This window comes from Pseudomonas sp. GW821-FHT07B01, assembly GCF_059419065.1.
The window spans coordinates 333942-347438 of record NZ_JBWKRA010000002.1 but is presented as its reverse complement, the minus strand read 5'-3'; the positions used below and the strand labels follow the sequence as shown (position 1 = coordinate 347438).

General features: G+C 60.5%; 12 protein-coding genes. 10 read left to right on the top strand and 2 right to left on the bottom strand.

Annotated features, from left to right (window positions below):
• Positions 1-313: 313 nt before the first annotated feature.
• The gene (locus AC07S6_RS04100; RefSeq protein ID WP_014718395.1) at positions 314-586 is read right to left on the bottom strand and encodes a DUF1652 domain-containing protein; all 273 of its coding nucleotides are present in this window, start codon (positions 584-586) and stop codon (positions 314-316) included.
• A gap of 257 nt (positions 587-843) precedes the next feature.
• Here AC07S6_RS04100 and AC07S6_RS04095 point away from each other — a divergent pair, with 257 nt between their 5' ends.
• From AC07S6_RS04095 to AC07S6_RS04080, 4 genes are read left to right on the top strand one after another with little or no spacing between them, the layout of a single operon-like run.
• Entirely contained in the window at positions 844-1653 is an 810-nt protein-coding gene (locus tag AC07S6_RS04095; RefSeq protein ID WP_495111770.1) for a helix-turn-helix transcriptional regulator, read from the top strand.
• Positions 1654-1702: 49 nt separating this feature from the next.
• Positions 1703-3109 (top strand): NAD(P)/FAD-dependent oxidoreductase, encoded by a 1407-nt coding sequence (locus AC07S6_RS04090; RefSeq protein ID WP_495111769.1) that lies wholly within the window; start codon positions 1703-1705, stop codon positions 3107-3109.
• A gap of 26 nt (positions 3110-3135) precedes the next feature.
• Complete coding sequence (locus tag AC07S6_RS04085) at positions 3136-3477, top strand: cupin domain-containing protein (protein WP_495111768.1); 342 nt, start codon at positions 3136-3138, stop codon at positions 3475-3477.
• A gap of 60 nt (positions 3478-3537) precedes the next feature.
• A complete protein-coding gene (locus AC07S6_RS04080; RefSeq protein WP_495111767.1) occupies positions 3538-4617 on the top strand; it encodes a polyamine ABC transporter substrate-binding protein in 1080 nt (359 codons plus the stop codon).
• A 34-nt stretch (positions 4618-4651) separates the two neighbouring features.
• Here the strand turns inward: AC07S6_RS04080 and AC07S6_RS04075 are convergent, their stop codons facing one another.
• Complete coding sequence (locus tag AC07S6_RS04075; RefSeq protein WP_495111766.1) at positions 4652-5437, bottom strand: helix-turn-helix transcriptional regulator; 786 nt, start codon at positions 5435-5437, stop codon at positions 4652-4654.
• 199 nt (positions 5438-5636) lie between these two features.
• Here AC07S6_RS04075 and AC07S6_RS04070 point away from each other — a divergent pair, with 199 nt between their 5' ends.
• The 6 genes from AC07S6_RS04070 (at position 5637) to AC07S6_RS04045 (ending at position 13496) form a co-directional block, all read left to right on the top strand.
• On the top strand, positions 5637-7001 hold the full coding sequence (locus AC07S6_RS04070; RefSeq protein ID WP_495111765.1) for an APC family permease: 1365 nt from the start codon (positions 5637-5639) through the stop codon (positions 6999-7001).
• A 9-nt stretch (positions 7002-7010) separates the two neighbouring features.
• Positions 7011-8114, top strand: coding sequence for a DmpA family aminopeptidase (locus AC07S6_RS04065; RefSeq protein ID WP_495111764.1), 1104 nt, complete (start codon positions 7011-7013; stop codon positions 8112-8114).
• 369 nt (positions 8115-8483) lie between these two features.
• Positions 8484-9917, top strand: a complete 1434-nt coding sequence (locus AC07S6_RS04060) for a serralysin family metalloprotease (RefSeq protein WP_495111763.1) — start codon at positions 8484-8486, stop codon at positions 9915-9917.
• 48 nt (positions 9918-9965) lie between these two features.
• Complete coding sequence (locus tag AC07S6_RS04055; RefSeq protein ID WP_014718405.1) at positions 9966-10334, top strand: AprI/Inh family metalloprotease inhibitor; 369 nt, start codon at positions 9966-9968, stop codon at positions 10332-10334.
• A 100-nt stretch (positions 10335-10434) separates the two neighbouring features.
• Positions 10435-12186, top strand: coding sequence for a type I secretion system permease/ATPase (locus AC07S6_RS04050; protein WP_495111762.1), 1752 nt, complete (start codon positions 10435-10437; stop codon positions 12184-12186).
• On the top strand, positions 12183-13496 hold the full coding sequence (locus AC07S6_RS04045) for an HlyD family type I secretion periplasmic adaptor subunit (RefSeq protein ID WP_320748021.1): 1314 nt from the start codon (positions 12183-12185) through the stop codon (positions 13494-13496). The genes AC07S6_RS04050 and AC07S6_RS04045 overlap by 4 nt, the downstream gene beginning before the upstream one ends.
• The last annotated feature ends 1 nt before the right edge of the window (position 13497 follow it).

Below are 13497 nucleotides of genomic sequence, written 5' to 3'. Positions count from 1 at the left end.
CGCTCTTACAGCGGGTCACTTTTGGAAAGGCCCAAAAGTAACCAAAAGGCCTTCGCCCCACCACTCGGCACCTCGCCTAGGCTCGGTGTGCCCGAACGCAGGCTTGAATCCGCGGGCCGCCGCCACGCGCCATCCATGGCGCGGGGCGGCTAACCCGGCGTCCTGCCGGGTTACCCACGAATTCAAGCCCGCGTTCGGCCAGCGTGGTTTAACGGGGCGCCTGAGATCAAGATCAAAAGCAGATCAAGACCAAGAGCGGCTCGCTTCGCATCGTAGTTACCGTCAAAGTGGGCGTTATTTCGCTATTGCCGCCTCACGCCCGCAACGAAACCGGCGGCACGAAACTCTCCAATTCATCCTCCACTGCCTCGATGATGCGCTCCACATCAGCCGCGTTCATCACCGTAGCGCACGGGATCCCCGCGATAGCGATCAACGTCTCGCCGCTGGCCCGGTCGAACAGGCGGGCGATCATGCTGCCGGGGGCGTCCATGCTGCCCTCGAAGCCCATCGGGTGAAAATGCCAGCGCATCAGCTGGCAGGCGTTGGGAAATGTCACTTTGTTCATGTTGCCCACCTTGTTCATTGAGCGCTTCCTTTAGCTCGCGGCAGGGGCCAGGACCTTCACTGGTCATGACAGCTAAGGGCTTAAAAATAGCATTCGTTCGCAACTGCAAGGTGACTTTTTTCGACCCGTTCGGCGGTTCTTTCGCCTGGCTTTGATATAGATCATGTCCTACAGAGGAATAAGCAAAAGGCCATTAGTCAGGCGCTCGATCTGACCATTGAAGGGAAGGGTAAACTTCGGCATTCTCAGGCATTTTCCCCGCCGTAGAGCCCGATATGTCCCACATCGCTCCAGACGATGAGTATCAGAATTCCCAGGCTACCGGCGCGCTGGTGCTGCGCCATCACTTGTGCTGGCGCCATCGCGATCTGGACGGGGTGATGGCTTACTACCACCCCGAGATCCAGTACCACGATTTCTTCCAGAACCGTGTGGTGGGCTATGCCGAGTTGCGCGAGTACTTGCAGGCCAGCATGCCTCGTGAGGCAGATGAGGCGATTGAACACACTGATCGCATCCGCGCCGATGGCGATACCGCGTTTATCCAGTACCGCATTACCTTGCGTGGCGGCCAGGGCCTGGTGTCGTTTCGTACCAGTGAGGCCATTACGGTGCGCGACGGGTTGATCTGGCGGGTGCATGAATATGCGTCCCTGGTGCACGAGCAACCGACCCAGGCGCTGCGTACCACGGTCAGCCGCCTGGGCCTGTCGCCCCAGCAGTTGGGTTATATGGCCAATGACCTGCAACAATATTTCGAGCGTCAGCAGCCGTACCTGGACCCGGACTTGGACCTGCAGCGGGTCGCCACGGCCTGTGGCTACAGTCGCAACCAGATGTCCTACCTGCTGAACCAGGTGCTGGGGCAGAGCTTCTATCGCTACGTCAATCAGGCGCGACTCCAGCATGTACTGGCCGCGCTGGATCACGCCACCGCGCCGGTCAAAGTTGATGAGCTGGCCTTTGCCGCCGGTTTCAATTCACTCTCGGCGTTCTACAGCGCTTTTCGCCAGCACACCGGGCAATCGCCCAAGGCGTACCTCAAACAAATTTCTGTGCGTGCACGCGCGCAAGACAGCCCCTGACGCTGCACTCTAGGATCGGCCCTATCGAACCGAGGTAGGGGAACCTGGCATGCCGGCATGGCGCAGTATCAGTTTATGGATGGACCAGTTGGACGACCCGCTGGTAGCGCGCCCGTCGCTGGAGCACGACCTGGACGTCAATGTGGCGATTATCGGCGCCGGCTATACCGGCCTGTGGACCGCCTATTACCTGAAGCGCCAGGCCCCTGAGCTGAAAATTGCAATCATCGAGGCGCAAACGGCCGGTTTCGGCGCATCCGGGCGCAATGGTGGCTGGTTGATGGGCAACCTCTTGGGAGAAGACCGTCTGCTGGCTGAGCTTGCCCCCCAGCAGCGTCTCGCTTCGTTTGACCTCTTGCATGGCATTCCTGATGAAGTGGCTCAGGTGCTGGCCCGCGAAGGCATTGACTGCGACTACCGCAAAGGCGGCGCCTTGTATTGCGCCGCACGCTACCCCGAGCAGGAACTCAGCCTGCGCCGCTATCTGGACAAGCTGTACGGCCAGGGCCTCACCGAAGACGACTACCGCTGGCTCAGCCCGCAGCAATTGGCCGAGCAGGTCCGCATTGCCAAGCCTTATGGCGGCATCTATGCCCCCCACGTCGCGACGATCAACCCGGCAAAGCTGGTGCGTGGCCTGGCGCGGGCGGTTGAGAACATGGGCGTGACCATTTACGAAAACAGCCCCGTGACCCATTGGCAGTCCGGCGGCCTGCGCACCGCCAGGGCCAGCGTGCGCGCCGCCTGGGTGGTGCCTGCTGTCGAGGGTTACGCCAATACCTTGCCCCCATTGGGTCGCTACCAGTTACCGGTGCAGAGTTTGATCGTCGCCACCGAACCGCTGCCGGCCAGCACCTGGGAGGGCATCGGGCTCAGCCAGGGCCAGGCTTTTGGCGAGAGCAGCCGACAAGTCACCTACGGCCAGCGCACGGCCGACAATCGCCTGGTGTTCGGCGCCCGTGGTGGCTATCAATTTGCCGGCAAGTTACGGCACAACTTCGACCTGACGGACAGCGAAGTAGAGTTGCGTCGCTACCTGTTTGGAGAACTCTTCCCACAGCTGAAAAAGGCCAGGATTACCCACTCCTGGGGCGGCAATCTGGGCATGTCGCGCCGTTTTCGTCCGCACATGCTCTGTGACCACGCCACTGGCATCGCACTGTCCGGCGGTTATGGCGGGGAGGGCGTGGGCGCCACCAACCTCGGCGGCCGTACCCTGGCCGACTTGATCCTGGGCCGCGACACCCCGTTGACCCGACAACCCTGGGTGATTCGCGAAGGCGGACTCCAGGCGCTCAAGTCCTGGGAGCCGGAGCCGTGCCGCTGGCTGGGTTACAACGCGATCATTCGCAGTTTTGTCCATGAAGACCAGGTGTTGGCCAACCCCAACACCCCGCCCTGGCGCCGCAAGCTGGCAACCGGCGTTGCCGGTTTCATGGAAGGCTTCATGCACTGACTCGTTCCACCCACAGGGGAAAACCCATGAGCATCACGCAATTCAAAGACACGCTGAACACCGCTCTGCCAGATTCATCACCGGTGGCGGTGCCCCTGGGCGCGCCCATCGCCGTGGCCTCGACCCTGAGCGTGGAACGCAACGACGGGGTCGAGACCGGCATCTGGGCCTGCACCCCGGGGCGCTGGCGTCGGCAGATCACGTCCCAGGAGTTTTGCCATTTCATCCAAGGGCGCTGCACCTTCACGCCCGATAATGGGGAAACCCTGCACATACAAGCCGGTGACGCACTGTTGTTGCCAGCCAATAGCACCGGTATCTGGGATATCCAGGAAACCGTGCGCAAGACCTACGTCCTGATTCTGTAACGCTTTGATCCTTGATCGCCTGCCATAAAAACAGCCCTAAAACCGCCAGGAAATCGAACCATGAAAGCCATTGCCCTGTTGCCCTTGATGTTGGTGGCCTCTATCTGCCAGGCCGCCGAGACCGTGAAGATCTATAACTGGTCGGACTACATCGCGCCGGACACCACCAGGAATTTCCAGAAAGACACCGGCATCGGTTTCACCTATGACGTGTATGACAGCAACGAAACCCTCGACGGCAAGCTGATGACCGGTAAATCGGGCTACGACGTGGTGTTCCCCTCCAACCATTTCATGGCGCGGCAGATCCAGGGCGGCGCTCTTAAAAAGCTCGACAAGAGCCAGTTGCCCAACTGGAAAAATCTCAACCCCGTGCTACTCAAGGCCGTGGAAAACAATGACCCTGGCAATGCTCACGGCTTTCCGTACCTGTGGGGCAGCACCGGCATTGGCTACAACATCGACAAGGTCAAGGCGGTACTCGGCGACGACGCCCCGGTGGACTCCTGGGACTTGATCTTCAAGCCGGAAAACATGGCCAAGCTGCAAAAGTGCGGGGTCGCCATCCTCGACAACGGCCCCGAACTGCTGCCGGCCGCGCTCAATTACCTGGGCTTGCCGCACCACAGCAAAAAAGCCGAGGACTACAAGAAGGCCGAAGCCCTGCTGATGCAAGTGCGGCCTTACGTGGCGTATTTTCATTCCTCGAAATACACCGCCGATCTGGCCAATGGCGATATCTGTGTAGCCGTCGGTTTCTCCGGCGACATCCTGCAGGCCGAAAGCCGCGCCAAGGAAGCCAGGAACGGCGTGAATATCGGCTACAACATTCCCAAGGAAGGTGCGGCGATCTGGTTTGACATGGTCGCCATGCCCGCCGACGCGCCGGATGAGAAAGCCGGCTATGCCTTCATGAACTATCTGCTGCGCCCCGACGTGATGGCGAGTGTCACCAACTACGTGCACTACGCTAACGGCAACGCGGCGGCCGACAGCCTGGTAGACCCGGCGATCAAGGCCGACACCAAGGTGTATCCGAGCCCGGAGATGATGGGCAAGCTGTTTGCACTGCAAGCCATGCCGTTGAATATCGACCGGGTGCGTACTCGGGTATGGAATACCATACGGACGGGGCGTTGACAGGCGCCAACCACGCTTTCAGATCGAATGAGGTTTATGGGTTCTCCAGGTCATGCCCCAATGACTGGATGAATAGCGAAAACAACTCGGGCTGCGACGAAATGTCCAGCTTGGCGTACAGATGCCTGCGGTGCACTTTTACGGTGTCCGGCGAGATCTTCAAGCGTTCGGCCATGGCCTTGGAGGAGAACCCACGCAACACCAGCCGGGCGATTTCCAGCTCGCGGTCCGACAGCACACCGCTGCCGAAATGACTCAGGGCATCGCGAATCTGGCTGTCCATGGCCGGTGCCCGCTGGGTGCTTTGCTGCCAATGCTGGTGCATGAGCGGCAACACCCACGCCGACAGCGTGGTCAACAGCCCGGCTTCTTCGAGGCTGAAGCGCCGCTGCATGCCCAGCGACAGCGACAGCGTGCCCACGCCGGGCAGTTGCAGGATCACTTGCACTTCGTCTTCCAGCACATTGTCGTGGAAGTAATTGAGGAAGTACTCACTCTGGCGAAAATGGTCCGGCGCCACTTCCTCCAGGCGGTATACGCCGCTGGCATAGTTTTCGCGGCAGGCCTGGTAAAACGGGTCGAGCAGGTACAGGCCGTTGAGGTACACCAGCATCGACGCCGGCTTGCTGCTGGGTTGGGCGTCGTACTCCTCCAGGGCCTGGGGCGGGCCATCCAGCGGGTAGAAAATCGCCAGGGCATTATCGAAGGGCAGGCACTGGTGCAATAACAGCACCAGTTGCTTCCAGAACCGCTCGGTGCCGATCTGTGACAGGGTGCGGCCCAACCCCGCGTGCATACCGATTTCCCGGAACAGGCTCATCTCAACATCCCCACCCTCAAATGATTGGCCAAGGGTTAGGCTTCTGCAGGGCACCGTCAAGGGGAGTACGCCAATAGGGGAATTGGCCGGCAGCCCCACCAGCCGATAACGTCGACACTGTCCAACGGGAAGCATATCCCGAGGAACAATCATTTTTCGTTTCTGCCTCACACCAAAAACAACGACAGAGGATAACGATATGAGTGCCACCCCCGCGCCCGATGGCGTGCTCAAGCCCACCCTGAGCGTCTTTGATGTAGTGGCCATTACCGTTTCAGCGGTAACGCCGGCCAGTTCCGTCTTCGTGATCGCCCCGTTTGCCATCCAGCAGGCGGGCAGTGGCGTGTTCCTGGCGTTTGTGATGGCGGCGTTGCTCGCGTTGATGTTCGCCTTCTGTTACGCCGAACTCGGCCGCGCCCATAACAGCGCCGGCGGCGAGTATGTGTATGCCAAGCGCGTGTTTGGTGGCATGGCCGGTTACGCCACCTTCCTGACGGTGTTGGTGATGTTGCTGTTTATCCCGCCGGTATTGGCGACCGGTGCGGCGACTTATCTGAATAACGCCCTCGGCACGACATTCGATTCGCAAACCGTCGCCCTGGTGATCGTGGTGTGCAGCTACGCCCTGGGCATCCTCAACATCAAGCTCAACGCCTGGATCACCGGCACCTGCCTGCTATTGGAAGTGGCGGCGTTGCTGGTGATTGTGGTGATCGGCTTCGGTAACCCGGTGCAACCGGCCAGTGTTTTGTTGCAGCCACAAATCGTCGAAAACGGCGTGTTGCACCTGGCGCCCTGGGCGTTGGTGATCGGCGCCGTCGGCATCGGCCTGTTCTCGTTCAACGGCTATGGCCCGGCGGTGTTGCTGGCCGAAGACATGAAGTGCGGCGGCAAGGGCGTGCACAAGGCGGTGCTATGGTCGTTGGGGTTGGTGGTGGTCATCGAGTTGGTGCCGATCACTGCGCTGTTGATCGGCGCGCCGTCTTTGAGCGAGATGATCAGCAGCCCCGACCCGATCGGCTATCTGTTGACTAGTCATGGCAATGAAACCTTGTCGCGGCTGGTGAGTGCCGGGATTTTCCTGTCGGTGTTCAACGCCATCGTCGCCATCGTGATCCAGATTGGCCGCGTGGTGTTCAGCAGCGGTCGCGATGCGTTGTGGACGCCTGGCATCAACAAGCTGTTCACGCGTATTCACCCGCGCTGGGACTCGCCGTGGCTGGCGACGCTGTTCCTGGCGATACCCTCGGCGCTATTGAGTTTCAGCTCGAACCTGGCCGACCTGACCTCGTTCAGCGTGCTGCTGATCATGCTGGTGTACCTGGTGGTGGCGCTGAGCGCGCTGATGAGCCGGGTGCTGCTGCGTGATCGTGAGCATCCCTATCGCATGCCGCTATGGCCGCTGCCGGCATTGCTGGCGGTACTGGGTGCCGGTTACCTGCTGGTCACCTTGATCCTTGAAGCCTCGGTACGCGACATCATGATTATCATCTGCTTGCTGGCCCTGTCGGTGATTTTGTATTGCATCAGTGGCCGGTTGAGTCCGGCGTTCCAGAAACTGTAAGGAGTGGGTATGCGTGCACGTCAATTGGGCATTACGTTGGGGTTGGGCATGCCCGGCGAATTGAATGCCATCACCGATGTTCCCGGGGTTCGGGTCGGTCACTCGACGATCAAGGGCTGTGTGGACGGTAAGCAGGTGCGCACCGGCGTCACGCTGATCCAGCCGCGGGCCGGGGAAGCCCGGCAGCAACCGTGTTTTGCCGGCTATCACGTGCTCAACGGCAATGGCGACGCCACGGGCCTTGAGTGGATAAGCGAGGCGGGGCTGTTGACCACGGCGATGGCCATCACCAACACCCACAGTATCGGAGTGGTGCGCGACAGCCTGATCGCCCTGGAGCGCGAGCGCCTGGCGGACCCTGCGGTGTACTGGTGCATGCCGGTGGTCATGGAAACCTACGATGGCCTGCTCAACGATATCTGGGGCCAGCACGTGCGCCCAGAACACGTGCGCCAGGCCCTGGACCAGGCCGAAAGCGGCCCGGTGCAGGAAGGCGCGGTAGGCGGTGGCACCGGCATGATTTGCCACGAGTTCAAGGGCGGCATCGGCACGGCGTCACGGCGGTTGCCAGCAGAGCAGGGCGGCTGGACCGTGGGCGTATTGGTGCAGGCCAACCATGGCAAGCGCCAGGAGCTGCGGGTCGATGGCTACCCGGTGGGCCGTCACTTGATGGGCATTGCCTCTCCCGTTACCGAGCGAGGCACCCCCGGCATGGGCTCCATCGTGGTGATCATCGCCACGGACGCCCCCTTGCTACCCCACCAATGCCAGCGCCTGGCGCAGCGCGCGTCCATCGGCATTGCGCGCACCGGTGGCGGTACCGAGGATTCCAGCGGCGACCTGTTCCTGGCGTTTGCCACCGGTAACCGTGATTTGCCGCCGGCCGACTATGGGCGCAAGGACCTGCCCCTCAGCACCGGGTTGCAGATGGTCAACAACGACCATATTTCGCCGCTGTTCAGCGCGGCGGCAGAGGCGGTGGAGGAGGCGATCATCAACGCCATTCTGGCAGGTGAAGACATGACCACCCAAGACGGCGTCACGGTGCCGGGCCTGGCTGGCGAAACCCTCTTGGCAGCCCTGCAACAGTGTGGCTGGAGTATGTCCCGGTAATGGGGGACAGAGCACTTTAATAGTGCGGATAGTGGCTCTTTAATGTTGCTAATGACACCGTGACAATATATTGGATCCATTAATCAAGTGGGCCGCTCACTTAGAGTGGCTTTACTTGTATTTAATATTTAAATAGTGGTGTGCCCCGATTCGGCCACATAAACGCAACGGCCCCCAATAAACACTGCGTGGGACTTCTTCAACTTGAACCTGCGTCACAATTGTGCGATGGAAATAGATGTAGACGAAAGATTTCAAGTTGTGTCAGTTTTCTTACGCCTTCAAAAGAGGTGAGTGATAGGACTATCCTCGCCCGCGAGGTTCCTATCGAACAAAGACTGATGCACTTGCAAACAAGGAAGTACGTTTATGTCAAAAGTAAAAGACAAGGCTATTGTATCTGCCGCGCAAGCCAGCACTGCTTACTCGCAAATCGATAGCTTCAGCCATTTGTATGACCGTGGCGGTAACCTCACAGTCAATGGCAAACCGTCCTACACCGTGGACCAGGCAGCGACCCAGCTGCTGCGGGATGGTGCTGCGTACCGGGACTTTGATGGCAACGGCAAGATCGATCTGACCTACACCTTCCTCACCTCGGCTACCCAGAGCACCATGAACAAACATGGCATTTCGGGGTTCAGCCAATTCAACACCCAGCAGAAAGCACAGGCCGCACTGGCCATGCAATCCTGGGCGGATGTTGCCAACGTGACCTTTACTGAAAAGGCTTCCGGCGGTGACGGCCACATGACCTTCGGCAACTACAGCGGTGGCCAGGACGGCGCCGCGGCCTTCGCTTACCTGCCCGGTACCGGCGCAGGCTACGACGGCACCTCGTGGTACCTGACCAACAACAGCTACACGCCGAACAAGACCCCGGACCTGAACAACTATGGCCGGCAGACCCTGACCCACGAAATCGGCCACACCCTGGGCCTGGCTCACCCTGGCGACTACAACGCCGGGAACGGCAACCCGACCTATAACGACGCGACCTATGGACAGGACACGCGTGGCTATAGCCTCATGAGTTACTGGAGCGAGAGCAACACCAACCAGAACTTCAGCAAAGGCGGTGTCGAGGCTTACGCTTCCGGCCCGCTGATCGACGATATCGCCGCGATCCAGAAGCTCTACGGTGCCAACCTCAACACCCGCGCCACGGACACCACCTACGGGTTCAACTCCAACACCGGGCGTGATTTCCTCAGCGCCACTTCCAATGCCGACAAGCTGGTGTTTTCGGTATGGGACGGTGGTGGCAACGACACCCTGGACTTCTCCGGTTTCGCCCAGAACCAGAAGATCAACCTCACTGCCACCTCGTTCTCTGATGTGGGCGGCCTGGTGGGCAACGTGTCCATCGCCAAGGGCGTCACCATCGAGAACGCGTTCGGCGGTTCGGGTAACGACCTGATCATTGGTAACCAGGTTGCCAACACCATCAAGGGCGGGGCCGGCAACGACCTCATCTACGGCGGCGGCGGTGCAGACCAGCTGTGGGGCGGCGCTGGCAGCGACACTTTCGTGTACGGTGCCAGTTCCGACTCCAAGCCAGGGGCCGCGGACAAGATCTTCGACTTCACCTCCGGTTCGGACAAGATCGACCTGTCCGGTATCACCAAGGGTGCGGGCGTGACCTTCGTCAACGCATTTACCGGGCATGCCGGCGATGCTGTACTGACCTATGCCTCAGGTACCAACCTGGGCACCTTGGCGGTGGACTTCTCCGGGCACGGCGTGGCGGATTTCCTCGTCACCACCGTTGGCCAGGCGGCTGCCAGTGACATCGTAGCCTGATGTAAAGCGCGCGGCGCTTCGGCGCCGCGCTCCAGGCTGGAGTTGGATATGCCACGTTTTTCCCATTTGATCGCCTGTGTTGTGCAGGTGTTGTTCGTGTCGGCAGGAGCCCACGCAATGGCTAGCAGTCTTGTATTACCCACCTCCGCGCAGCTTGCCGGGCAGTGGGAGCTGAAGCAGCAGGATCAGGTGTGCGCGCTCAAGTTAGTGGAGCAAGCCAACGCCCTGGAGGGCGATATCGCCTGTGCCGAGCAATGGCTGGGCGACAAGCCGCTGACGTGGTCGCCCACCCCGGATGGTATTTGGCTGTTTAACGCTGAAGGCTCAGGGATCACCCATTTGAATCGCCAGAAAGAGGGCGACTATCAAGCCCGCACTAAAGCGGGTGAAGTTGTAAGGCTGCAACGAAAACTTTAATTAAAAGTTATAAGCATATAACTCGATTTGTTAGGCGGCCGTGCCCTACTTGGTAGGGGTGACCCTTTTGCGTAATTCGCTGCAAGGAAAAACAATTAATATGGCGAAGTCCCATGGGGTGGCGCCCTTATTCAGGGCGTTGGGTGAATACAAGAGTATTTTGATCAGCGTTGGCTGTTTCACGGCATTGATTAACCTATTAATGCTGGTGCCCTCGATTTACATGCTGCAAGTGTATGACCGGGTGTTGTCCTCCCAGAATGAAACCACCCTGGTGATGTTGACGCTGATGGTCGTGGGCTTCTTTGCGTTTATCGGCCTGCTGGAAGTGGTGCGCAGCTTTATCGTGATCCGCATTGGCAGCCAGTTGGAGCGACGCTTCAACTTGCGCGTGTACAAGGCCGCCTTCGAGCGCAACTTACAGCGTGGCCAGGGGCATGCCGGGCAATCCTTGGGCGACCTGACTGCTTTGCGCCAATTCATCACCGGGCCTGCGCTGTTCGCATTCTTTGATGCGCCATGGTTCCCGATCTACCTGTTCGTGATTTTCCTGTTCAACGTGTGGCTCGGCGTGCTGGCCACGGCCGGCGCGGTGCTGTTGATTGGCCTGGCGTGCCTTAACGAATACCTGACCAAAAAGCCATTGGGCGAGGCCAGCGGTTATTCGCAGCAGTCCACCCAACTGGCCACCAGCCATTTGCACAACGCCGAAACCATCCAGGCCATGGGCATGCTCGGTGCGCTGCGCCAACGCTGGTTTGGCGTGCATTCGCAGTTCCTGGGCTTGCAGAACCAGGCCAGCGACACCGGTTCGATCATCACCTCCTTGAGCAAATCCTTGCGCCTGTGCCTGCAATCCTTGGTGCTGGGCCTGGGCGCCTACCTGGTGATCAAGGGCGACATGACCGCCGGCATGATGATCGCAGGCTCCATCTTGATGGGCCGCGTACTCAGCCCCATCGACCAACTGATTGCAGTGTGGAAGCAATGGAGTTCGGCCAAGCTGGCCTATCAGCGCCTCGACGAACTGCTGCGCGAATTCCCGCCGGAGGTCGAGCACATGGCCTTGCCGGCGCCCCACGGCCAGGTCAGTTTCGAGCAGGTCAGCGCCGGCCCGCCGGGGCGACGCATGGCGACCCTGCATCAGGTCAGCTTCAACCTGGCTGCCGGTGAAGTGCTGGGCGTGCTGGGTGCGTCGGGCTCCGGCAAGTCCACCCTGGCTCGCGTGCTGGTGGGCGTATGGCCGACCCTGGCCGGTACCGTGCGCCTGGACGGCGCGGATATTCACCGCTGGAACCGCGACGACCTCGGCCCGCATATCGGCTATTTGCCCCAGGACATCGAGCTGTTCAGCGGCAGCATCGCCGACAACATCGCGCGCTTTCGCGAGGCCGACCCGGAGCTGGTGGTCAAGGCCGCGCAACAGGCCGGTGTGCATGAACTAATCCTGCGCCTGCCCCAGGGCTACGACACCGTGCTGGGCGACAACGGCGGTGGCTTGTCCGGCGGCCAGAAACAGCGGGTCGCCCTGGCTCGCGCCCTGTACGGCGGGCCGCGGCTGATCGTGCTGGACGAACCCAACTCCAACCTCGACACCGTCGGCGAAGCCGCATTGGCCAGCGCCATCATGCAGATGAAAGCCCAGGGCAGCAGCGTGGTGCTGGTCACCCATCGTTCCTCGGCATTGGCCCAGGCCGATAAGTTGCTAGTGCTCGGCGAAGGCCAACTGCAAGCGTTCGGGCCCAACCAAGAGGTGCTGCGGGCGTTGTCCGGGCAGCAGGAAGCGCCGAAAGAAAAAACCGGTGTCAGTTTCAGTCGTCAGTACCAGGCCGGAAGGAATCCAGGCGCATGAGCAGCCTTACCGTTGAACCTCAAATCAAAGAACGCGATGCCGGCTTTTTCGTAAAAATGGGCTGGGTGATGACCATTGTCGGTGCCGGTGGGTTTTTCCTCTGGGCCAGCCTCGCACCCTTGGATCAGGGCATCCCGGTACAAGGCACCGTGGTGGTGTCGGGCAAGCGCAAGGCGGTACAAACCTTCAGCCCCGGTGTGGTCAGCCGCATCCTGGTAAAAGAGGGCGAACTGGTCAAGCAAGGCCAGCCGCTGTTCCGTCTTGACCAGACCCAGAACCAGGCCGATGTGCAATCGCTGCAAGCCCAGTACCGTATGGCCTGGGCCAGCGTGGCGCGTTGGCAGAGCGAACGTGACAACCTTTCCAGTATCACTTTTCCCGCTGAACTGAGCGCCAACCCCGATCCGGCCCTGATGCTGGTGCTGGAAGGCCAGCGCCAATTGTTCAGCAGCCGTCGCGACGCGTTTGCCCGTGAACAAGCCGGGATCCGCGCCAGCATCGAGGGGGCTACCTCGCAGTTGAGCGGCATGCGCCGTGCGCGCAGCGACTTGACCGCCCAAGCCCAATCCCTGCGTGCGCAACTGAGCAACCTGCAACCCTTGGCCGACAACGGCTATATCCCGCGCAACCGGCTGATGGACTATCAGCGCCAGTTGTCCCAGGTGCAGCAGGACCTGGCGCAAAACGCCGGGGAAAGCGGCCGGATAGAGCAGGGCATTGTCGAATCGCGCCTCAAGTTGCAGCAGCACAGCGAGGAGTATCAGAAGGAAGTGCGCAGCCAGCTGGCCGACGCGCAACTGCGTAGCCTGACCCTTGAACAGCAACTGACCTCCGCCGGCTTCAACCTGCAACACAGCGAGATCAACGCGCCGGCCGATGGCATCGCGGTCAACCTCGGCGTGCATACCGAAGGCGCCGTGGTGCGCGCCGGTGAAACCCTGCTGGAGATCGTGCCCCAGGGCACACGTCTGGAAGTGGAAGGGCATTTGCCCGTGCACCTGGTGGACAAGGTCGGCACACACTTGCCGGTCGACATCCTCTTCACCGCCTTCAACCAAAGCCGCACGCCACGGGTGCCGGGTGAAGTCAGCCTGATCTCCGCCGACCAGATGCTCGACGAAAAAACCGGTGCGCCGTATTACGTGCTGCGCACCAGCGTCAGCGAGGCGGCCATGGAAAAACTCAACGGCCTGGTGATCAAGCCCGGCATGCCCGCCGAGATGTTCGTGCGCACCGGCGAGCGTTCACTGCTCAACTATCTGTTCAAGCCGCTGCTGGACCGCGCCGGCTCTGCGTTGACAGAGGAATGAG